Origin of the sequence: Natronosporangium hydrolyticum, from assembly GCF_016925615.1 — a bacterium.
GTDB classification, from domain to species: Bacteria; Actinomycetota; Actinomycetes; order Mycobacteriales; family Micromonosporaceae; genus Natronosporangium; species Natronosporangium hydrolyticum.
This window is the reverse complement of sequence record NZ_CP070499.1, coordinates 582,079-603,849: the sequence shown is the minus strand read 5'-3', so window position 1 is coordinate 603,849 and position 21,771 is coordinate 582,079. Positions and strand designations below refer to the sequence as shown.

Below are 21,771 nucleotides of genomic sequence, written 5' to 3'. Positions count from 1 at the left end.
AGGCTTCGGGTTCGTGAACCGACGCCGGTCCCCGGAGGTGGGCAAAATGGTTGCGGCTCCAGGCGTTTCGCTGGCTAAAGTCTCCATCAAGGCCGCCCGACGGCTGATCGACGTAGCCCTGCCCGGAGATGTGCCGGTGGCGGAGCTACTCCCCTATATCCTGCGACACGCCGGAGAGGACGCCGCCGACGCTGGCGAGCGCCACGCCGGCTGGTTGTTGCGCCGCCCGACCGGCGAGAGTCTGGACCCGCAGAAGTCGCTCGACGCCCAACAGGTACGCGACGGTGAGTTGCTACACCTGGTGCCCGGCGAGGTCGAGTGGCCCGAGCTGGAGTACGAGGACCTGGTCGAGACCATCGCCAGCGGCGCCCGACGCTACGGCCGCAGCTGGGGTCGCGCCGCCACTCGGCTCGGCGGACTGACGATCAGCGCGTTGATCTTCGCGATCGGTCCGGCGGCGGTCTTCTGGTTCGAGCCACCCTGGTTACTCCCGTCGCTAGTGCTCCTCGCCGTCGGCGCGGTGTTGCTCGGCGCCGGCATCGTGATCGCCCGGGCCGTACCCGATGCCCGGGCCGGCGCGGTCTTCGCGGCGGTGAGCATGCTCTACGCCTTCGTCGGCGGGCTTATGCTGACCGCGCCGGACCACGCCCGGGTCACCGATGTCGGATCGCCCCAGTTGCTGCTCGCCGCCACGACCCTGCTGCTCTTTGCCATCGTCGGTTACGTCGGAGTGGCGGTGCTCGCCAGGATCTTCGCCGCGGCGATCGCGATCGCCGCGCTCGCGTTGCTGGGCGCGCTCACCGCCGGCCGGTTGGGGCCGGACGGCGCGGCGGCGGTGGTGCTGGCCGCCGGGATCGGGCTGCTGCCCGGCTATCCGATGGTGGCGATCCGGCTCGGGCGGCTGCCGTTACCGACGCTGCCACAACGCTCGGCCGATCTACTCGCCGACGAGCCGGCACCGCCGGCCACCGACGTCTTCGACGCCGCCGCGCGCACCGATGAGGTGCTGACCGGGCTGCTGATCGGACTGGCGGTGGTGACCGCCGGCTCGGCCGGTCTGCTCGCACTCGCCGGTGGCGGGTCACACCAACTGCTGTTGCTCGCCGCAACCCTCGCGCTGCTGCTTCGGGCTCGGCTCTTCCCGGTGCCCCGGCAGCGGATTCCGTTGCTAGCCGCCGGCGTGGTCGGCGCGCTACTGCTGCTGGGCCTACGTGCGGGCGGGGCCGACACCAACACCTCGCTGGCGTTGCTGTTGTTGCTGCTGCTGGGGGTCGGGTTCGTGGTCGCCGCCGCCGGTCTGGTCTACAGCCGCAGCAACCCGTCGCCTTACCTGGGGCGGGGCGCGGACATCCTGGACGTGGTGTCGATCCTGGCGCTGATCCCGCTGGCCTGCTTCATCACCGGGCTCTACCACTATGTGCAGAGCCTGCTAGCGGGGATCGGCTGAGATGGCCAGCCGGCGCGATCAGCTCCACTCGTACCAGTTCATGATGCAGCGGGTGGTCTCCTCGGTCATGGTCCACGAGACCGACCCCGAGCAGCATCCGCTGCGGCGCGGCGTCGGTGCGGCGTTCGCCGGGGTCATGGTCGCGGCGCTGGTGGCAGTGGCGTTCGGCGTGTACGGAGTGATCAGCGGAAACCAGGCCGGCCGATGGCAGGAACCGGGCGCCATCATCATCGAACGTGAGACCGGCGCCCACTACGTCTACCTGGCCGATGGGTCGCTCCAGCCGGTGCTCAACTTCACCTCGGCCAAGCTGGTCAGCCATCTCACGGCGCCGAGCGGCGAGGGGAGGCAAGGTGGCTTGCTCGGCGGTCTGTTCGGGGGCGGCAGCAACACCTCGGAGCCACGACGGGTCGCCAGCCGCAACCTGGTCGGTCTCCCTCGGGCCGCGACGGTCGGCATCCCCGGCGCCCCGGAGTCGCTACCCGCCGCGGACCGCTCCGTCGGCACCCCATGGACATTGTGTTCCACTCTCGACACCGACCCGGCCGGCTCGCCGTTCACCACCACCACCTTGGTGGTGGGCCGGGCGCCGTCCGGCGGCTCCGCCCTCGGCGACCAGGCGCTGCTGGTCGAGGACTCCGCAGCGGGCGATCAGTTTCTGATCTGGCGCAGCCACCGCTACCGGCTAGCCAGCGACGAGCCGGAACAGCTGGTTCGCGCCCTTTACGGCCTCCAGGCCGAGCAGGTGCTGGCCGGGACGGCGTGGTTGAACGGACTGCCGGCCGGACAGGATCTGGGCCCGATCGAGCTGCCCGACCGGGGCGACGAGTCGAGCGCGGTCGACGGCCGGGAGATCGGCGCGGTGGTCTACCACCCGGTGGCCAACGGTGACCAGCACTACCTGGTGATGGACGACGGCTTGGCGCCGCTGACCGAGCTGCAGCTGCAGCTGCTGCACGGGCAGTATCAAGTCGAGGTCGAGGAGATCTCCGCGGCGGCGGCCGCCGCCGCGCCGGGCAGTAGCGCGCTCGCGCCCGCGCGCGGCGAGGCTGCGCCACCGCCCACTGCACCGGAGTTGCTGCCGCCGCCGAACGGCGAGGTTTCATCGCTGTGCGCCGAGACTCACGATGTCGAGTCGCCGCCGGAGCTGACGCTCGGTTCCGAGCCCGCCGGGAACGGGGCGGCGCTGCCCACCTGGGGCGAGTCGGCGGAGGGAGCGCGGCTGGCGGACTCGGTGTTCGTGCCGCCGGGCGAGATCGCGGTGGTCCGCTCGCTGCCGTCGGCCAGCGCTCCCAGCGGCTCCTTTTACCTCGTCACCGACCTGGGGATCCGGTATGCGGTGCCATCCGGAGATGTGTTGGAGGTGCTCGGTTACACCCCGGACCAAGCGGTCGATATGCCTGCCGCGCTGGTGCAGCGAATCCCCGCCGGGCCGACCCTCACGCCGCAGGCGGCTCAACAATCCGCCCCGGTCGGCAGCTGAGAAGGGGAAGGGATATGTCCACTGTGATCGCCAGCCGCCCCGTCCGGCAACCAGCCCCGGAGCTGCCGTCCGGCGATGTCGTGCTGGAACCGCCGCCCGAGAACCCGCCGCCGGCCGGCAAGGGCTGGGCACGCTCACTGATCATCCTGCCCATGGTCTGCATGATGGGCGCGATGATGCTGATGATGTTCGTCTTCCGGCTGGACCGGATGGGACCGCTCATCTACGTCATCGGCGGACTGATGGTGGTCGGCGTCCTCGGCATGGTCGCCTTCATGGTGCTCAACCAGCAGAGCCAAGGCCCCAGCAAGCAGGAGATGGTGCAGGAACGGCGCCGCTACATGCGGCGGCTCAGCCAACTCCGGGCGCAGGTCCGGCAGACCATCGACCGGCAACGCAAGGCGATGTTCTACCGGCACCCGGACCCGGCGAAGCTCTGGAGCACCGCCCAGAGCGCCCGACTGTGGGAACGGCGCCCCGGCGACTGGGACTACACCGTGATCCGGATCGGGGTCGGGCCGCAGGAACTCGCCACACCGTTGGTACCACCGGAGACGAAACCGGTAGATGAGCTGGAGCCGTTGTGTGCCATGGCGTTGCGGAAGTTCGTCACCACCTACTCGACGGTGCCGGACCTGCCGGTCGCGGTGGCGCTGCGCGGATTCGCCCGAATCTACGTCTCCGGCGACCAGGAGCGTAAACGTGCCTTCGCCCGCGCGCTCGTCGCGCAGCTCAGCGTCTTCCACGCCCCAGGTGACGTCCTGACCGCGTTCTGCGTCCACCCCGGCGACCGGGAGGCGTGGGACTGGGCGAAGTGGCTGCCGCACGCGATGCACCCCAGCAAGCTCGACGGCGTGGGCCAACTGCGCCTGGTCGCACACAGCGTCACCGGGTTGGAAGCGATGCTCGACGACGTCATCGCCAAGCGGCCCAGGTTCGACCCGCACTCGGCGCCGATCGAAGGCAACGCGCACCTCTTCGTCGTCATCGACGGCGGCGACACCGACGGCTCCGAGCACCTGCTCATCGACGGTGGCCTGGAGGGCGTCACCGTCATTGATCTCGCCACCACCCCACCCCGCCTGCTCGATCCAACCAAACTGGTGCTGACGATCGGCGAGGACGCCACCCTGACCAGCCGCACCATCGACGGCTCCGGCAATGTGGGGCGCGCCGACGCGTTCCCACTCGTCGGCATCCAGGGGCTGGTCCGGAGCCTGGCACCGCTGCGGATGTCCGCGTTGTCCGTCAGCGACCAGCCGCTCGCCGTCAGCCTCGAACTCACCGAACTCCTCGGCATCGGCGACCCGTACGACTTCGACCTCGGGCAGACCTGGGCCGCCCGGTCACAGCGGGACCGGCTGCGGGTGGCGATCGGCATCGACGGCGACGGGCGGCCGCTCGAACTCGACCTGAAGGAGTCCGCACAGGACGGCATGGGCCCACACGGGCTGCTGGTCGGGGCGACCGGCTCCGGAAAATCCGAACTGCTGCGGACTCTGGTGCTGGCGCTGGCGGTGACCCACAGCTCCGAGATCCTCAACCTGGTGCTGGTGGACTTCAAGGGTGGCGCCACCTTCACCCGGCTCGACCAACTGCCCCACACCAGTGCCGTCATCACCAACCTCGCCGACGAGCTGCATCTGGTGGACCGGATGCTGGACGCGATCCAGGGCGAGCTGCTGCGCCGCCAGGAGCTGCTACGGGCCGCCGGCAACTACGCCTCACAGCGCGACTACGAGAGAGCTCGGGCGGCGGGCGCGCCGCTCGCGCCGCTGCCGGCGCTGCTGGTGATCGTCGACGAGTTCTCGGAGCTGCTCACCGCCCGGCCGGACTTCATCGACATGTTCGTACAGATCGGCCGGGTGGGCAGGTCCCTCGGCGTGCACCTGCTACTCGCCTCGCAGCGACTCGATGAGGGCAAACTTCGCGGGCTCGAATCCCACCTGTCGTACCGGATCGGGCTTCGCACCTTCTCCGCTATGGAGAGCCGCACCGTGTTGGGGGTACCCGACGCATACCAGTTGCCGCGATCACCCGGCAATGGACTTCTCAAGACCGAGGCCGACACCCTGACCAGATTCCGGGCGGCCTACGTTTCCGGCCGCCAACAACGTGGCGTCGCCGGCCGAACCACTGAGGATGGACATCGCGTGGAACCGATTCAGGACTACTCGACCCGGTACCGGGTGTCACAGGTCGCCGAGGCGCCCGTCGCCAGGGCGACACCGGGCGACGAGCCCGACGCCGAGACCGGCGACAGCCTCCTCGACGTGCTGGTGAGTCGGTTGGAAAACCAGGGTGCACCCGCCCACCAGGTCTGGCTGCCGCCGCTGACCGATCCGCCCACCCTCGACCAGCTTCTCGGTGAGCTGATAGCCGACCCACAGCGAGGGCTCACCACCGCCGATCAGGAGCTGCACGGACGCATGTGGGCGGTCGCCGGAGTGGTAGACAAGCCGTACGACCAGCGGCGGGACACCTGTTGGCTGGATTTCTCGGCCGGCGGTGGTCACGCCATTGTGGTGGGCGGCGCGCGCAGCGGCAAGAGCACGGTCCTGCGCACCCTGTTGGCGAGCCTGGCGCTCACCCACACCCCCCGGGAGGTGCAGTTCTTCTGCCTCGACTTCGGCGGTGGTGGGCTGACCGCCATCCGCGACCTCGCCCACGTCAGCGGGGTCGCCACCCGCCGGGACCGGGACCAGGTGCGCCGTAGCATCGGTGAGGCGGCCAGTCTGCTCGCCGAGCGGGAGCAACGGTTCGCGGCACGCGGCGTGGACGGCATCGCCACCTATCGCCGACTGCTGCGCGACGGCCAGGTCCCGGAGGAACGGTTCGGCGACGTGTTCGTGGTGATCGACGGTTGGAGCACCCTTCGCAGCGAGTACGAAGACCTGGAACCGAAGGTCATCGACCTGGTCAACCGGGGGCTCGGCTACGGCATCCACGTCATGGTCGCGGCCAACCGGTGGATGGACCTCCGGTTGAACGTGCGGGACATGTTCGCCACCAGGCTGGAGTTGAAGCTCGGCGACGCTATCGACTCCCAGGTGGGGCGCCGGCAGGCCGCCAGTGTCCCGGAGCAAAGCCCGGGGCGCGGCCTCACCCCGGACGGATACCATTTCCTGTCCGGGGTTTCGCGGATCGACGGGCGCGCCAGCGCGGAGGACCTCTCAGCCGGCGTGAGCCACTTCGTCACCGCGGTCAACGACGCCTGGCGGCACGACGCCGCCCCCTCGGTGCGGATGCTGCCCGACCTGCTGGCCTACCGGGACCTGCCCGAGCCGGGCGCCGACGACCGGCGGGTGCCGATCGGTGTCGCCGAACGCGACCTGCAGCCGGTCTATCTGGACTTCAGCGCGGAGCCTCACGCGCTGCTCTTCGCCGATGTCGAGTGCGGCAAGAGTTCCTTCCTACGAGTCCTGGCCTCCGGCATCATGAGCCGCTACTCCCCGAACGAAGCGCAACTGTCGGTTGTCGACTTTCGGCGGAGCCTGCTCGGGCTGGTGCCCGACGAGTACCGGCTCGACTACGCCTCGAGCGCCGAGCAGCTCAAGAAGCTGGTGCGGCAGACCATGGCCGCGCTACAGAAACGGCTCCCTGGCGAGGATGTGACCCCTGAGCAACTGCGCCACCGCAGCTGGTGGACGGGCCCGGAGGTGTTCATCCTGATCGACGACTACGACCTCGTCGCCACCAGCCCACACGACAACCCGCTCGTCTCCATGCTGGACCTGGTCACCCAGGGCCGAGACATCGGCCTACACCTGATCCTGGTCCGTCGCAGCGGCGGTGCCGGCCGAGCGATGTTCGACCCGGTCATCTCCCGCATCCGCGACCTCGCCTCCCCCGGCATCCTGATGTCCGGCAGCCGGGAGGAAGGGCCGCTGCTCGGCAATCTCCGGGCGCAGCCGATGCCGCCCGGCCGCGGTTGGCTCACCAGCCGCGGCGGCAACGCCGAGCTCATTCAGCTGGCTCACCTACCGCCGGTGCAGTGACCGGCACGCCCAGCTCGGCGAAGAGGGCTTCGGCGCGCCGCCGGTACTCGGCGACGCGTTCCGGCTCGCCGGCCACCCGGGCGTGGTCGGCGAGCCCGGCGAACGCCCGGGCCTGCTGGTATCGGGAACCGCTGCTCTCCGCGATCCCGACCGCGTCCCGGAGCAGCTCGACCGCCGCATCGGGCTCGTCCAGCGCCAGCTGGACCGCGGCCAGATCCACCAGCATCTCACTCTCCAGCTGGGCCCCCGGGGTGTCCTGCCGCAGCAGCGACCATGCCTCCCGGAGCTGCTCCCGTGCCGCGGGCAGGTCCCCCTGGTCATGACAGGTGTTGCCGAGTCGGTGCAGCGTGTAGGCCCGACGGGGCCGGAAGCCGTGCTCGTCGGCGAGCTGCAGCGCCCGCCCCAGATAGTCGCGGGCCGCGGCGAACTCGCCAAGCCGTCGGCAGGCATCGCCCAAGTTGGTCAGCACCAGACACTCGCCGTCAACGTCGCCGACCTGCTGGACCAGCGCCAGCGCGCGCAGACAGTTGGCTCTCGCCTCGGCCGGCCGCGCCAGCTCCACCAGCAGCACGCTGAGGTTGGTCCGCAACGCCCCTTCCCGGTAAGAATCCCGCCCTTCGGCGAGGTGCAGCGCCTCCTGATAGTGGGTGAGCGCTTCAGGGAACCGCCCCAGCTCCTTGCAGGCGACGCCGAGCAGGCTGCGGATGTTCAGCTCCCGGGCCAGCGCCCCCTCGGCCAGCGCCTCCTCGGCCAGGGCATCGCCGGCCGGCAGCTCTCGGTGCCGCACCAACGCCTGCTCCAACTGGTCCAACGCCAGCCGGTTGCGTCCCTGGTCCAGGTAGGCCGAGCCGAGGAAGGTGCGCAGCTCCAGCTCGCCCCGCCGGTCCCCGGCGTCGAGCACCGCCCGCAGCGCAGCCTCCTGGGTATCGACCCAGTCCAGGATGTGGCCATGCATGCCGAAGTACGCCCGCAACTCGTACGCGAGCTGCCAGGCGTGAGTCGGCCAGCCCTGCTCGGCGGCGTAGCCGACCATCGCCACCAGCACCGCATGCTCAGCCTGCAGCCACGCCACCGCGGCCGGGCGATCCGGCAGCGACGGGCCCAGCTGCGGGTCGGTGCCCACCAACGACACCCGGGCCCGCTGCGCCAGCAGCCGATCGGTGGCGCGGGCCACCGTGTGCAGGTAGTACTCGAGCAGCCTGGTAAGTGCGGCGCGCCGCGCCGGCGCCGGGTCCCGGACCGCCCCCAACTCCCGGGCATAGTCGCGGAGCAGGTCGTGCAACCGGTACCGCTCGCCGGTGACCATTGTGGCGAGATGCTCGTCCACCAACTGGTCGAGCAGGCGCCGGGCCGCCACCGGCGGCAGCTCCGCGAGCGCCGCCGCCGCCTCGGCATCGACCTCCCGCCCCGGATGCAGCCCGAGCAACCGGAACATCCGGTGCACCGGCTCAGGCAGCGCCTGGCCCGACAACTCGAAGATCGCCCGCAACTGCGCACTGCCGGCGGCCAGCTCCCCCAACCGGTCACCGGCCACCGTCAACCGCTCCACCAGCTCGGCCAGCCGCCAGCCAGGGCGGGCACGCAGCCGGCGCGCCACTAGCGAGACCGCCAACGGCAGGTGTCCACAAAGCTCGGCGAGCCGGGCAGCGGCCGCCGGCTCCCGCGCCACCCGATCTACGCCGGCCACCCTACGCAGCAGCCCCACCGCCTCCGCCGGCGCGAACACGTCCAGCGGCAGCACCTGCGCGCCGTCCAGCGCCAACGACCGGCGACTGGTCACCACCACCAGGTTGTTCGGCCCGGCCGGCAACAATGGGCGTACCTGCTCCTCGTCGGCGGCGTTGTCGAGCAGCACCAGCGCCCGCCGGTCGAACAGTCGGTCCCGGTACAGCGCGCTTCGGCCCACCGGGTCGTCCGGGATCTGCTCCCCCGGAACCCCCAGCAGCAACAGGAACGAGGCGAGCACCGCGGCCGGGTCGGCCGGCGGCTCGTCGGCGTGACCACGCAGATCCACCGAGAGCTGCACCTCGGTGCCGTGCCCCGCCGCGAGCAGCCGGTGGGCCAGATGCACCGCCAGCCAGGTTTTCCCCACCCCCGCCATACCCTCTACAGAGGAGATGACCAGCGCGGTACCGGCGCCGGCAGCGGCCGCCATCCGCTTCGACAACTCCTGCAGCTCGGTCTCCCGGCCGGTGAAGTCGGTCAGATCCGGCGGCAACTGCCGGTACGCCGAGACCGCGATCCGTTCCCGACCGGCGGTGCTCTCCCCGCGTACCTGCTGGTACGCGTGGCGCAGCTCCGGCCCGGGATCGGCGCCCAGCTCGTCGGCGAGCAGCCCGCGCACCTCCTCGAACTGACCCAGCGCCGCCGCCCGCTCGCCGGTGGCGGCCAACGCGATCAGCAGTTGCGCCTGCGCCGCCTCATGCTGCGGATCGGCCCCGACCACCTGCCGCAACGGCTCGATCACCAACCGCGGGCGGCCGACTGCATTCGCCACCGTCGCGTACTCCACCACCGCCCAGCGCCACTGGCGGGTCAACGTGGCGACCGCCGGATGCGCCGAAAGGCCGAGTTCGGCCAGCGGATCGCCGCGCCACAGCGCGATCGCGTCGGCGAAGCTGCGGCAGGCCCGGTCCGGGTCGGCCTCCCGACTGGCCTGCCTCCCCCGAGCCAGCAACCGTTCGAACATCAACACGTCGAGCTGATTCTCGGATACGCCGAGTAGATAACCTCCCGGGGCAGCGGTGAGCAGCCCCGGCCCGTCCGGCTCGGGCCGGCCACCCAACCGGCGCCGCAACCGGGAAATGTGAATCCGCAGCAGCTCGGGTGCGTTCGCCGGGGGCGCCGCCCCCCACACCGCCTCGACCAGGGCTTCATGGCTCACCGTCAGCTGCGGATGGAGCGCCAACACCCCCAGCAGCCGACGTTGCGGCTTCGACGCGATCTCCACCGGTGCGCCCGCAACCTGCACCGCCAACGGCCCCAACACCTGCAGCCACAACCCCGGATCCGGCACCTGCCCAGGGGTTGCCCACCGCAGCAGCTCCTCCGTTTCGAGCGCCGGAAGCCGCAGCGCCTCGGCGAGACGCCGGAGCGTGAGGGAACGAGGCGCGGTCACCCGACCCTGCTCGAGGTCGCGCAGGGCGGCGACGCTCATCCCGGCGAGATCTGCCGCCTGCTGTTGGGTCAGGCCGGCGTCGCGCCGAAGGTCGCGGACCAAGGGGCCTAACCGGTGTGCCATAGCTCTTCTCTAGCGTACGGGGCACCGGCCGCTGTACCGGCCCGGGTGGCAGTCCGTAGGCTGGGCGCGTGACCGGCGACACCTCCCTCTGGATCACCCTCGGCGCGGTTGGGCTGGGCAGCGCCGCCGTAGCCGGAGCAGCTGCCTTCGGCGAACCCGCCTGGCGTGCCTGGCGCCGCCGCCGCCGCACGGCGGACGCACCCGACCCCGCCCCCACCCCCGGCAGCTGGGACATCGGCGACCCGAAACTCGCGGCGCAGGTCTTCACCTCGCTGTGTCACCTACGGGCGCGGCTACGGGAAGTCGACGCGCCGCTGCCCCACCTCACCTCGGTGCTGGTCGGATACGACCGAGTGGTGCTGCAGCTCGCTCGGCCAACCCCGATTCCGGCGATCGCCCCGTGGCGCCAGCTCCCCGGCGACCTCGACGGACGGTGCTGGGTGGTGGACACCGCCGAGGTACGCGACTGGGCCCCCGGACCAAGCCCGTACCCGGGGCTGACGCTCGCCGGCACCTGCGACGGTTGGCATGTGCTGATCGACCTGGCCCGCGCCCCCGGACCGATCGGGATAGTGGGCGACCCGCGTCCGGCAAACCGGCTGGTGACTGCGCTCACCCAGGCGGTGGCGACCGCCCCCTGGTCGCGGGAGCTGACCCTGATCACGGCCGGGCCGCACCAGCCGGTCCCGCCGCCCCGCCCCGACACGGTGGTGCTACGCCCCGAGCCGGCCCCGCCCGGCGGCTGGAACTTCTACGCCCGCCCGGACGGTCAGGTATACCTTGAGCCAGCGAACCTACTGGTCGACCCGATCGGCACGAGCCCACCGCCGGCCGCCCCGCCGACCCCGTGGCGGGCCGCCGCCCGCGCGCTCGCCGGTCCGGCCCTGACCGACCAGGTCCGGGACGCCTGGTGCCCGGCGCCGGTCACGGTCGGGGTCCTCGGCCCGCTGCGGATCTCCGCCCCGGGGGAGGTCGACCCGACCCGCGGACCGGTGCTGTCAAGCCTGCTCGCGACCGCTGCCATCCGGCCCACCGGGGCGCCGTTGTCGCTGGTCCACGGGCTGCTCACCGACGAACGGCAGATCGCCGACGCCGCCCGGCACGTGCACGACTGGCTCGGCGCCGACCACACCGGCCTGCCGCGGTTGCGGGCGACCAGCACCGGCTGGCGGCTGGCGGCCGATGTCCGCTCCGATTGGCACCTGTTCCGGGAGCTAGTCACAGTGGACCAACCGGACAACGAATGGGCCCGGCTGCTGACCGCGCTGTCGCTGATCCGGGGGGAGCTACTCGCCGCCACCCCACTGCTCCCCGCCGCGCAGCGGGTCGTCGACCGGGAAACGCAACTGCGCCCCCTGGTGATCAAGTCAGTCCGGCGGGCCGCCGCGCTGGCGGCGGAACGTCAGGACCCGGCGGCGGTGGCGTGGGTGCTCCGGCAAGGGTTGACGCTCTACCCCCGGGTGCAGGGTCTGTGGCGGACGCTGCTGCTCTTCCAGGCCGACCACGAACCGGCGGCGCTGCCCCACACCGTGGACGAGATGATGACGGCGCTGCGCGCCGGTGGCCACCGGGTACGCCTGGAACGGTCCACCAAGCGGCTGGTGGCGCGGCACCGCGGCGCCGGTACCGCGCTCACCCGGGCCTGACCGCACCGAACCCGGGCCGTTCGCCCTGCGTACGTCTGCCGCTGCCCGCCCTTCCCCGCCCCCCTTCCCCTGCACGTCCCTTCCGCGCACCCTCCCCCCGTACGTCCCTTCCGCGCACCCTTCCCTGCGCGCCCTTCCCCCGCGCACCTGGCGCTGCCTAGGACCCCGCACCGGTCGGCCACTTGGTCGGTTGAGTGGTGATCCATTACGGCGGCAAACGAGTTGAAACTGGCAAACCAGGCGCCACTCGACCCACCAAGTTGAGTGAGCCGCGCCGCCCGGAGCCGATCTTGCAGCAATTCCCACCGACAGCTCCACCGCTGGCGTATACGTCAGCAAAGCAAACGCTCCCACGGCACCACCTGAACTGCGGCGATGCCTGATGATCAAGTGACCCGACCCGATCTAGCCAGCGGAGTCGCATATGCCCGGCACTGGCACCCAGGGCAAGCCTGTGAACTGGATAGACGTTCTGCTGCGACCAAGGTGCGTCCGGTGTGGATGATGTCGAACCCTGCCACTCGACCCACTGGGCGAGTGGAGCGGAGCCCTCACCCAACAAACCCGACATGGTTGGGCAGGGAGGGATCTTGCGTACGGGAATATCCGATTTTTCCGTACGCAAGATCCCTCCCTGCCCAACCATGTCGGAAATGCCGCTGTCTCGCGACCGCGCCCCGGGTTGGGTGTCGAGCTAAAGATCCAAAGCCCGGCAGCTGTACGACACGCAGCGTGCCGTACAGCTCTAGGGAAGTTGATCAACTCGGAGCGGCGCCCCGGGACTACCTGCCGCCGTCGAGTGGGCCGGCGGGTCTGGGCAGGCAGTTCGACGGCGCGCCCAGCCACGGACAGTCAGCCTCACTCGGCTTGGTGGGTTGAGTGGTGCCCGATTCACGAGTTTAGCGGTTTTCGTCGCGCTAGTGGATCACCACTCAGCCCACCAGGCCGATGCCGACGGACTGGAGTACGCCGCAACCCGGCCGTGGCCGGCCGCCGGCCGCCTTGCCACCCGCTGCCGGCCGCCCGCCGCCGGCCGCTGCCTGCAACCCGGCCGTGGCCGGCCGCCGGCCGCCTTGCCACCCGCTGCCTGCCGCCTTGCCGGCGCTGGCGCCAGCGCCGCGCCTAAGTTGACCATGGAGTTGGGGACCGCGATTGCCCCGAATCATGCACCTAGGTCCATGATCAACGCAGTTGGCGGGGCCTGGCGCTTCGGTCAGAAGGAGACCAGTGCGGCCAGGTCGAAGACGAGCTGCGGGGCGAAGCCGAGCACGATCGCCGCCAGCGTCGCCAGACCGACCACCACTCCGACGCTCCACGGCACCGCCGGCCGAGCCAGCGCCGGGGCTGCAGCCGGCACCGAGGCAGGTACCGGGGCCGACGCAGGTACCGGGGCCGGGGCAGGCACCGGGGCCGGGGCGTAGAGCCGGGCCGCCACCCACAGGTAATACGCAAGCCCGATCACCGCGTTGACCGCCACCACCACCGCCAGCCACCCGGCACCGCCGGCCAGCAGCGACCGCACGATCGCTACCTTCGCGAACATGCCCGCCAGCGCCGGCGGGAGCCCAGCCAGGCCGATCAGCGCCAGCGTCATCGTCGCCGCCAGCAGCGGCGTCCGCCGGCCAGCGCCGCGGTACTCCTCGATCGTGCCGCCGTCGGGCGGGTCGCCGTCGGGCGGGTTGACATCGGGCCGGGCGACATCGGGCCGGTCGGCGTCACGCTCACCGGAGCCCCGCAGCGCCACCACCGACCCGAACGCGGCCACTTCGATCGTGACGTAGAAGATCGTGTAGGCGATCGCCGCAGTGAGCGCCAGCGAGACCGCTTCGTCGGTCCGGCCGGCGGCGACCGCGAAGACTCCCAGCGGCGCCAGGATGTACCCCGACTGGGCCACCGACGACCAGGCGAGCAGCCGGACCATCCGGTCCTGCCGCAGCGCCACCACGTTGCCGACGGTCATGGTGAGCACCGCCAGCGCCGCCAGCACCGGGCCCACCACCGACAGCCACGGTCGCAGCGCCTCGCCCACCACATAGACCAGCGCCACCACCCCGCCGAGCTTCGACGCGGTGGCCAGGTACGCCGCGATCGGCACCGGGGCACCGTCGTACGCGGCCGGTGCCCAGGCGTGGAACGGCACCGCCGCCACTTTGAACGCGAGCCCGGCGACGAGTAGCACCACCGCCACCACGGCGAGCGGCCGCAGCTCGGTCGGGACCCCGGCGGCGAGCGCCTCGCCGAGCTGCCGCAGGTGCACCACGCCGGTGGCCGAGTAGAGCAGCGCCGCCCCCAGCAGCGTGACTGCGGTCGCCACCACCGAGACTACGAAGAGCGTCATCGCCCCCTGCGCCGAGGCGAGGGTCCGCCGCCGCAGCGCCACCAGCGCGTAGAGCGGCAGGGTCAGCGTCTCCAGGGCCACGATCAGGGTGATCAGGTCGCGGGCGGAGGCGAGCGCGACGCCGCCGGCCATCGACACCGCGAGCAGGAAGCAGTACTCGCCCGGCGGCAGCCGGCGCAGCACCCCGCTGGAGAGCCCGAGCACTGCCAGCGTCAACAGCCCGAAGAGCGAAGCGAAGAGCGCCGAGGTGGGGTTCGCGACGTACGAACAGGTCCCGGGCTCCCCCGGCAGGCAGAAGGTCGCCCGCTCCGGCCCGAGGCCGACGGCGACCGCCGCGGCCACCACTGTGGCGGCACCGAGCGCGGTCGCCGCTACCGTCACCACCCGGCGGGCCACCAGCAGGTCGATCAGCAGCGCCAGCACCGCCGTACCGCCGGCCAGGTACGCCGGCAGCAGCGCCACGTGGTCGATCGTCTGGATCATCGGCCGACCCCCGCTACCAGGGCCGCCACCGGGTCGTACGCCATCGCCAGCACCAGCGCCGGCATCACCCCGATCGCGACAATCAGCAGCACCAACGGTGACCAGGTCACCAGCTCGATCCGGGTGAGCTGGGCGGGCGCGGCCGCCGCCACCGCCGGGCTCGGCTCACCGTGGGTGACCCGGCGCAGCAGGCGCAGGAAGTAGGCGGCGGTCACCGCGGCCCCGAGCGCGGCGACGATGCCGAGCACCAGCCATAGTGCGCCGCCCTCCTGCACCGCGGCGACCACCGCGAACAGCTCCCCCCAGAAGCCGGCCAACCCGGGTAGGCCCAGCGAGGCGATCGCCGCGAAGCCGAGCAGGCCGGCCAGCGCCGGGGCGCGTTCCCGCAGCCCGCTAAGCGCGGTGAGGTCGCCGGTGTGGGTCCGGTCCTTGACCGCGCCGACCAGGAAGAAGAGCAGCCCGGTGATCAGCCCGTGGGCGATGTTGCCGATCAGCGCGGCCTGGATCCCGGCGGCCGAGAGGGTGGCGACGCCGAGCAGCACGAAGCCCATGTGCCCGACCGACGAGTAGGCGATCAGCCGTTTCAGCTCGGTCTGCGCCAAGCAGACCAGCGCCCCGATCAGGATCGCGGCGACCGCCAGCACCCCCAGCACCGGGGCCGCCCACGCCACCCCCTCCGGGGTGACGCCGACGCCGATCCGGATTAGGCCGTAGGTGCCCATCTTCAGCAGCACCCCGGCGAGGATCACACTGCCCACGGTGGGCGCCTCGGTGTGCGCGTCGGGCAGCCAGGTGTGCAGCGGCCACAGTGGCGACTTCACCGCGAACGCCAGCGCCAGGAAGCTGAAGGCCACCAGCTGGGTGCCGCGGGTGAGCAGGTCACCGTTGCTGAGCGCGACGATGTCGGCGGTCCCGGCTGCGGTCACCACGGTGAACACCCCGACCAGCAGGAGCACTGACCCGAGCAGGGTGTAAAGCGCGAACTTGCGGGCGGCCCGCCGCCGGTCGTCGCCGCCCCAGAAGGCGATCACCGCCCACATCGGCAGCAGCACGACCTCGAAGAAGATGAAGAAGAGCACCAGGTCCAGCGCGAGGAAGGTGCCGAGGATGCCGACCTCGATCACCAGCAGCAGCGCCACCAGGGTCCGGCCCCGGCCGCCGGCCGGCGCCCGCCACCGGGTGTAGAGCGCGCAGAGCAGCGTCAGCAGGGTGGTCAGCACCACCAGCGGGTACGAGATCCCGTCGACTCCGATGTGGAACTGCAGGTCGAGGCCGGGCACCCAGTCGAGCTGGACGGCGTGCCACGGCTGCACCGCCGGCGCCGGCCCGGCGGCGAACCAGCCGTATCGATCCGGGCCGGGTAGCAGCAACAGGCTGGTGAGGAACGCGGCGGCGGCGAACCCGACGCCGACGGTACGGGCGCCGTGCTCGACCCGGCGGGGCAGCGCGGCCACCACCGTGGCCCCGAGCGCCGGCAGCACCAGCACGGCGACGAGCAGCACCTGCCCCGCGGTCATCCGGCCACCACCCCGCGGTCGACCGGGTCGATCATGAGCTGGTGAGCAGACTCGCCGGGCGGGCCGGTCAACGAGCTCATGATCGCCCAGTAGAGCAGGGCGGCGATGCCGATCAGTAGCGCACCGGCGAGGACCGCGGTGAGCGCCCGGGTCACCGTCCCCTGGTGGGCCCGCGCCAGCAGTGTGCCGAGCCCGACCGTGCCCCGGCCGGCGCCGGTGACCGCGCCGTCGACCACCGTCGCGTCGCCGCGGCTGACCAACCCGGCCAACGCCTGGACCGGCCGCACCACCACCGCCCGTTGCACCGCGTCGAGGTAGAACCCGGCGGCGAAGACCGGCCGCAGCGGACCGAGCACGGTCGCCGGATCGGTGGCCGGGTCGCGCCGCCACCGCCACCAGGCCAGCGCCACCCCGAGCCCGGCGGCGGCGAGCGGCAGCAGCATGAAGACCCCGAAGTGGACCAGCTCCGGCTCCGGCGGCAGCTCGGGGGTGACGCCGCCGAGGTACCCCTCGACCGTCGACGGCGGCGCCACCAGCCGGGCCGCCACCCCGTCGAAGAGCGCCGCCACCCCCAGCAGCGCGGTCGGCACCGCCAGCACACACAACGGCCAGGTCATCAACGCTGGCGGGTCGTGCGCCTCGGCCGCCCTCGACCGGGGCCCGAAGAAGGTCCGCAGCCACAGTCTCGTCGCGTACCAGCCGGTGATCACCACCGTGAGCAGCCCGGCGCCGAAGACGAGCGCCGCGACCCACCCAGCCTCGCCCGCCGCCGCGTACAGGATGGCGTCCTTGCTCCAGAAGCCGGCCAGCGGCGGCAGCCCGACCAGGGCCGCGAGCCCGACCGTCGTGGTCGCGAAGGTGACCGGCATGCCGCGGCGCAGGCCACCCATCGCCGACATCAGGTTGCTGCCGACCGCGTGGATCACCGCCCCGGCCGCGAAGAAGAGCAGCGCCTTGAAGGCAGCGTGGCTGAGCAGGTGGAACAGCGCCGCCGAGGTGGCCCCGACCGCCAGCGCCCCGGTCATGTAGGCGAGCTGCGAGACCGTCGACCAGGCGAGCACCCGCTTGATGTCGTCGGCCGCGGTCGCCGCCAGCGCCCCCAGCAGCATCGTGACCGCGGCGACCACCCCGAGCACCGCGAGCACCCCGGTGCCGGCGGCAAAGATCGGGAAGAGCCGGAACACCACGTACACCCCGGCGGCGACCATGGTGGCGGCGTGGATCAGCGCCGAGATCGGAGTCGGGCCGGCCATCGCGTCCGGCAGCCAGGTGTGCAGCGGGAACTGGGCGCTCTTGCCGGCCACCCCCAGCAACAGCAGCAGCCCGGCGGCGGTGACCATCGCCGCCGACACCTCACCGCGGCCGACCGCGGCGACCACTTCGCTGATCTGGAAACTGCCGGCGGCCACCCCCAAGAGGATGATGCCGAGCCAGAAGCCGACGTCGCCAACCCGGGTGACCAGGAACGCCTTCATCGCCGCGCCGGGCGCCCCGGGCAGCCGCCGGTCGTGGGCGATCAGCAGATAGGAGCAGATCCCCATGATCTCCCAGCCGACCAGCAGCAGCACCAGGTCGCCGGAGAAGACCACCAGCAGCATCGCGCCGGTGAAGAGGGTGACCTGGGCGGCGTACGGGGCGTACCGGTCGTCGGCGGGCAGGTAGGCGACCGAGTAGAAGTGGACGGCGAGCGCGACCACCGTGACCGCCAGGCCGACCAGCAGCGCCGGCTGGTCGACCTGCACCGCCACCTCGACCGTGAGGTCGCCGAACCGGACCAGCTCGTACGCGTTGTGATACGACTCGTTCAGGTAGAGCAGCACCAGGATCAGCACCAGCGGCGCACCGGTACCGATCGCCCCTAGGTCGAACGGGGTGGGGATGAGGCTGTTCCGGGACCGCCGGTGCGGCCGCCGCAGCAGCAGCCCGCACAGCCCGAACACCAACGGGATCGCGAACGGCAGCGCGAGCGCGAGTTCGGCGAGGGTCATCGGGGCACCACCGGGGCGGCGTCCTCGCCGAGCGGCACCTCGTCCACCGCCGTGCTGCGGCGCAGCCGGTAGAGCTGCAGGATGATCGCGAGCCCGACCCCCACCTCGGCCGCCGCGATCACGATGATGAACAGCGCGAAGACCTGCCCGGTATACGCGGCGGTGCCCGCGGCCTCCAGATAGGAACGGACGGTGGTGCTCGCGGTGATCAGGATCAGGTTGACCGCGTTGAGCATCAGCTCCACCGCCATCAGCAACAGGATCGCGTTGCGGCGCCGCAGCACCCCGAACACCCCGATCCCGAAGAGCAGGGCCGCCACGACGTACGGGATCACCGGGCGCATCAGCGGCTCACCGGCGCGTCGAGTCGGGAGACGATGATCGCGCCGACCAGGGCGGCGAGCAGCAGCAGCGACAGCACCTCGAACGGCAGCACCCAGTTGCCGAAGATCTCCTCGCCGAGCCGGCCGGCGGTGCCCGGGTCGGCGAACTCGACCGCCTCCCACCGGTAGGTGGTGATGAACAGCGCCGCCAGCCCGGCCGCGGTGCCGCCGCCGACCAGCAGGCCGGGCCAGGCCGGCCGGCTGTGGTCGGCGCTGGCGCCGATCGGGGCCCGGGTCAGCATCACCGCGAAGAGCAGCAGCACCACCACCGCCCCGACATAGATCAACACCTGCACCCAGGCCACCAGCTCGGCGGTGAGGACCAGGAACATGCCGGCCAGCGCGCCCAGGCAGAGCACCAGATAGAGACCGGCCCGGACCAGGTGGGCGGTGGTGACCACCAGCAGGCCGGCGACGACCACCACCGCGCCGAGCGCCAGCAGCAGCACGTCCGCGACGGTCATGCCGCGTCGGCTGCCTTCCGGGCGGCGGCCTCCTCCTTGGCGGGCTCCCCGTTCGGATCGTGCGCGGGCGGCGGCGGCACCGTCGCCACCCACTCACCCAGCGTCTCCTTCTCATGCAGCAGGTTCCGGATGTCATGCTCGGCGTACTCGAACTCCGGCGACCAGTAGAGCGCATCGAACGGGCACACCTCGATGCAGATGCCGCAGTACATGCAGAGTGAAAAGTCGATCGCGAACCGGTCGAGCTGGTTGCGCTGCCGGGGTCGGGAGGCGCCGGGCACCTCCACGGTCTCCTTGTGCGAGTCGATGTAGATGCACCAGTCCGGACACTCCCGGGCACACAGCATGCAGACCGTGCAGTTCTCCTCCAGCAGCGCGATCACCCCGCGCGACCGCGGCGGCAGCTCGGGCTGGGTGTCCGGATACTGCTGGGTGTGGGCGGGCCGGGTCAACGCACCCAACGTGACCGCGAGCCCCTTGACCATCCCGGCTCCTGGAACGCCGCTCATGGGAGACATCCTGCCTTGTCCGGCCGCGTCTCGCGACCCCAGCTACGCCCGGACGCACCAGCCGCTGGCGTAGAGTGAAAGGGTCGAAGGGAGGGGTAATGATCGCCGCGCTCAGTGAGCTGCATCCGCCGCCGGGCGGCTGGACCACCGACGACCTCGACGAGCTGCCCGAGGACGGCCACCGCTACGAGCTGATCGATGGAGCCCTGATCGTGTCCCCCTCCCCTACTTTCCGCCACCAGAAGCTGGGCACCCGGATCGAGACCGCGCTGGAGGCGACCTGCCCGGACGAGTGGGCGGTGGTCCAGGGCGTCGAGGTACGGATCAGCCGCCGCCGGTCACTCACTCCAGACGTGTTGGTGGTCGGTTCTGGCCCGGCCGAGGAGGAGCCCTCACGGTTCCAGGCGCAAGAGGTGCTGCTGGTAGTGGAGATCGTGTCGCCCGGGTCGGTGACGCTCGACCGGATCGCGAAGCCAGCGCTCTACGCACAAGCCGGGATTCCGTACTACTGGCGGGTGGAGAGCGAGGCCGGGATCGTGGTCTACACGCATCGACTGGCGACGGACGCCGACGTCTATGTGCCGACGGGGCAGTTCGATAAGGTAATCGACACCCTTGAGCCATGGCAGTTGCGGGTGCCGATCGATGAGATCACGCCGCGGTCGTACCGGCAGCGCATGTGAGCGCCGAGGCTACAACGCCAGCCGGATGGCGGCGGTGAGGATCAGCTGGCCCAGCGCGAGCGGCACCAGCACCAGCCAGCAGAGCCGCTGCAGCTGATCGACCCGCAGCCGCGGCATCGACACCCGCAGCCAGATGATCACGAACGCGACGGCGAAGATCTTCAGCAGGGTCCACAGCCAGCCCAGCTGGTCGTCGAGGAACGGGCCCTTCCAGCCGCCGAGGAACAGTACCGTGGTCAACGCCGCGATCACCACGATCCCGGCGTACTCCGCGAGCATCATGAACGCGAACCGCAGCCCGGTGTACTCGGTCTTGTAGCCGAAGACCAGCTCGGTGTCGGCGATCGGGGCGTCCAGCGGCGGCCGGCGGATCTCGGCCACCCCGGCCACGAAGAAGACGAAGAGCGCCGGCAGCTGCCACAGCAGCCACCACGGCTGCCACGCCTCGACGATGCCGGGCAACGACAGCGTGCCGGCGGCCATCGCCACGCTGGCGGCGGCGAGCACGAACGGCAGCTCGTACCCGAGCAGTTGGGCGGCGCCCCGCACCCCGCCGAGCAGGCTGTATTTGTTGGCCGACGCCCACGCCGCCATCATCACCCCGACCACCGGAATGGCGAGAATGGCGAGCACAAAGAAGAGGCCGGCGTCGAGGTGCTGCCCGACCAGATCTCCCGGCCCCAGCGGCACCACCAGCAACACCAGCAGGTACGGCAGCAGGGCGACCGCGGGGGCGAGCTGGAAGACCGGCCGGTCGGCGGCCCGGGGCGCCACGTCTTCTTTCTGGACGAACTTGACCCCGTCGGCGATCAGCTGTGCCCAGCCGTGGAAACCACCGGCGTACATCGGGCCGAGCCGGCCCTGCATGTGCGCCATCACCTTGTGCTCGGTCTGACCCACCAGCAGCGGCAGCACCAGGAACGCGGCGAGCACCGCGACCACCCGGACCACCACGTCGAGCCAGACCGGCACCGGCTACTCCTCCCGCTCCGGCGGGGCCGGGCCCCACTCACCCGGGGCCGGTACGCCCGGCGGGCGCATCGGCTGCCGCTTGCTGCCCCCGGCGTGGGACTCACCCGGCTCCTTCGCCCCCGGCCACGGCTTGGCCACCCGGGAGGCGAGCACGAAGTCTTTCCGGAGCGGATGGCCCTCGAACTCCGGCGGCAGCAGCAGCGGGGCCAACCCGGGATGGCCCGGAAAATCGATGCCGAACATCTCGTGGGTCTCCCGCTCGTGCCAGGCCGCGCCCGGGTAGAGCTCGACGATCGAGGCGAGCGCCGGCTCATCGTGGGGCAGCCGGGTCCGCAGCAGCACGCCGTGCCGGGCGGTGGTGGACCACAGATGGGCGACCACCGCGAAGCCGTCGGCCTCATTGTCCACTGCCGAGAGCCAGTCGAAGAAGTCGCAGCTCAACTCGTTGTCGTCGCGGGCCGCTCGGATCGCGGCCGGCCAGTCGGCGGCGGCCACGTCCACGGTGGCGCGGGCATGCCCAGGCCCGCCGCCGGACACGGTGGCCTCGCTCTGCGGCACCAGCTGCGCCAGCCGGCCGCCGACCTCCTCCGGCGTCATGCGCCCGATCATATGCGCTCGG

Annotated in this window: 13 protein-coding genes and 1 pseudogene; 5 read left to right on the top strand and 9 right to left on the bottom strand. The window is 71.5% G+C overall.

Annotated features, from left to right (window positions below; genetic code table 11):
* The first annotated feature begins 46 nt into the window (after positions 1-46).
* The 3 genes from eccD to eccCa are packed head-to-tail and all read left to right on the top strand — an operon-like array spanning position 47 to position 6,928.
* Positions 47-1,447 carry a type VII secretion integral membrane protein EccD gene (gene eccD, locus JQS43_RS02825; RefSeq protein ID WP_239677492.1) on the top strand — a complete coding sequence of 467 codons (1,401 nt, stop codon included), beginning with the start codon at positions 47-49 and terminating at the stop codon, positions 1,445-1,447.
* A gap of 1 nt (position 1,448) precedes the next feature.
* On the top strand, positions 1,449-2,930 hold the full coding sequence (eccB, locus tag JQS43_RS02820) for a type VII secretion protein EccB (protein ID WP_239677491.1): 1,482 nt from the start codon (positions 1,449-1,451) through the stop codon (positions 2,928-2,930).
* A 14-nt stretch (positions 2,931-2,944) separates the two neighbouring features.
* On the top strand, positions 2,945-6,928 hold the full coding sequence (gene eccCa, locus JQS43_RS02815) for a type VII secretion protein EccCa (RefSeq protein WP_239677490.1): 3,984 nt from the start codon (positions 2,945-2,947) through the stop codon (positions 6,926-6,928).
* Here the strand turns inward: eccCa and JQS43_RS02810 are convergent.
* On the bottom strand, positions 6,894-10,169 hold the full coding sequence (locus JQS43_RS02810) for a BTAD domain-containing putative transcriptional regulator (RefSeq protein ID WP_239677489.1): 3,276 nt from the start codon (positions 10,167-10,169) through the stop codon (positions 6,894-6,896). The genes eccCa and JQS43_RS02810 overlap by 35 nt on opposite strands.
* Positions 10,170-10,237: 68 nt before the next feature.
* Here JQS43_RS02810 and JQS43_RS02805 point away from each other — a divergent pair, with 68 nt between their 5' ends.
* Complete coding sequence (locus JQS43_RS02805; RefSeq protein WP_239677488.1) at positions 10,238-11,815, top strand: hypothetical protein; 1,578 nt, start codon at positions 10,238-10,240, stop codon at positions 11,813-11,815.
* A 1,213-nt stretch (positions 11,816-13,028) separates the two neighbouring features.
* On the opposite strand, the gene JQS43_RS02800 is transcribed toward JQS43_RS02805, so the two are convergent.
* From JQS43_RS02800 to JQS43_RS02775, 6 genes and pseudogenes are all read right to left on the bottom strand, one after another.
* Positions 13,029-14,636 carry an NADH-quinone oxidoreductase subunit N gene (locus tag JQS43_RS02800; RefSeq protein ID WP_239677487.1) on the bottom strand — a complete coding sequence of 536 codons (1,608 nt, stop codon included), beginning with the start codon at positions 14,634-14,636 and terminating at the stop codon, positions 13,029-13,031.
* Complete coding sequence (locus JQS43_RS02795; RefSeq protein WP_239677486.1) at positions 14,633-16,153, bottom strand: complex I subunit 4 family protein; 1,521 nt, start codon at positions 16,151-16,153, stop codon at positions 14,633-14,635. The genes JQS43_RS02800 and JQS43_RS02795 overlap by 4 nt, the downstream gene beginning before the upstream one ends.
* Before the next feature lie 77 nt (positions 16,154-16,230).
* Positions 16,231-18,141, bottom strand: a pseudogene (locus JQS43_RS02790) (NADH-quinone oxidoreductase subunit 5 family protein); the annotation flags it as partial.
* Positions 18,138-18,485, bottom strand: a complete 348-nt coding sequence (nuoK, locus tag JQS43_RS02785; RefSeq protein WP_239677485.1) for an NADH-quinone oxidoreductase subunit NuoK — start codon at positions 18,483-18,485, stop codon at positions 18,138-18,140. The pseudogene JQS43_RS02790 and the gene nuoK, both read right to left, overlap by 4 nt.
* Positions 18,485-18,988: an NADH-quinone oxidoreductase subunit J family protein gene (locus JQS43_RS02780; RefSeq protein WP_239677484.1), complete on the bottom strand. Its 504-nt coding sequence runs from the start codon at positions 18,986-18,988 to the stop codon at positions 18,485-18,487. Before JQS43_RS02780 ends, nuoK begins: the two co-directional genes overlap by 1 nt.
* Complete coding sequence (locus JQS43_RS02775; protein WP_338037151.1) at positions 18,985-19,506, bottom strand: NuoI/complex I 23 kDa subunit family protein; 522 nt, start codon at positions 19,504-19,506, stop codon at positions 18,985-18,987. The genes JQS43_RS02780 and JQS43_RS02775 overlap by 4 nt, the downstream gene beginning before the upstream one ends.
* 89 nt (positions 19,507-19,595) lie before the next feature.
* Between JQS43_RS02775 and JQS43_RS02770 the strand changes: the two genes are divergently transcribed.
* The gene (locus JQS43_RS02770; protein ID WP_239677483.1) at positions 19,596-20,180 is read left to right on the top strand and encodes a Uma2 family endonuclease; all 585 of its coding nucleotides are present in this window, start codon (positions 19,596-19,598) and stop codon (positions 20,178-20,180) included.
* Between the two features lie 9 nt (positions 20,181-20,189).
* Here the strand turns inward: JQS43_RS02770 and JQS43_RS02765 are convergent, their stop codons facing one another.
* Together JQS43_RS02765 and JQS43_RS02760 are read right to left on the bottom strand one after the other, a co-directional pair.
* Positions 20,190-21,152 (bottom strand): complex I subunit 1/NuoH family protein, encoded by a 963-nt coding sequence (locus JQS43_RS02765; protein WP_239677482.1) that lies wholly within the window; start codon positions 21,150-21,152, stop codon positions 20,190-20,192.
* Between the two features lie 3 nt (positions 21,153-21,155).
* Positions 21,156-21,749, bottom strand: coding sequence for an NADH-quinone oxidoreductase subunit C (locus JQS43_RS02760; protein ID WP_239677481.1), 594 nt, complete (start codon positions 21,747-21,749; stop codon positions 21,156-21,158).
* Positions 21,750-21,771: the final 22 nt, after the last annotated feature.

Coding starts and splice junctions, on each gene's coding strand:
- eccD (WP_239677492.1), top strand. CDS start 47: ATGGTTGCGGCTCCAGGCGTTTCGCTGGCTAAAGTCTCCATCAAGGCC.
- eccB (WP_239677491.1), top strand. CDS start 1,449: ATGGCCAGCCGGCGCGATCAGCTCCACTCGTACCAGTTCATGATGCAG.
- eccCa (WP_239677490.1), top strand. CDS start 2,945: ATGTCCACTGTGATCGCCAGCCGCCCCGTCCGGCAACCAGCCCCGGAG.
- JQS43_RS02810 (WP_239677489.1), bottom strand. CDS start 10,169: ATGGCACACCGGTTAGGCCCCTTGGTCCGCGACCTTCGGCGCGACGCC.
- JQS43_RS02800 (WP_239677487.1), bottom strand. CDS start 14,636: ATGATCCAGACGATCGACCACGTGGCGCTGCTGCCGGCGTACCTGGCC.
- JQS43_RS02795 (WP_239677486.1), bottom strand. CDS start 16,153: ATGACCGCGGGGCAGGTGCTGCTCGTCGCCGTGCTGGTGCTGCCGGCG.
- nuoK (WP_239677485.1), bottom strand. CDS start 18,485: ATGCGCCCGGTGATCCCGTACGTCGTGGCGGCCCTGCTCTTCGGGATC.
- JQS43_RS02780 (WP_239677484.1), bottom strand. CDS start 18,988: ATGACCGTCGCGGACGTGCTGCTGCTGGCGCTCGGCGCGGTGGTGGTC.
- JQS43_RS02775 (WP_338037151.1), bottom strand. CDS start 19,506: ATGTCTCCCATGAGCGGCGTTCCAGGAGCCGGGATGGTCAAGGGGCTC.
- JQS43_RS02770 (WP_239677483.1), top strand. CDS start 19,596: ATGATCGCCGCGCTCAGTGAGCTGCATCCGCCGCCGGGCGGCTGGACC.
- JQS43_RS02760 (WP_239677481.1), bottom strand. CDS start 21,749: ATGACGCCGGAGGAGGTCGGCGGCCGGCTGGCGCAGCTGGTGCCGCAG.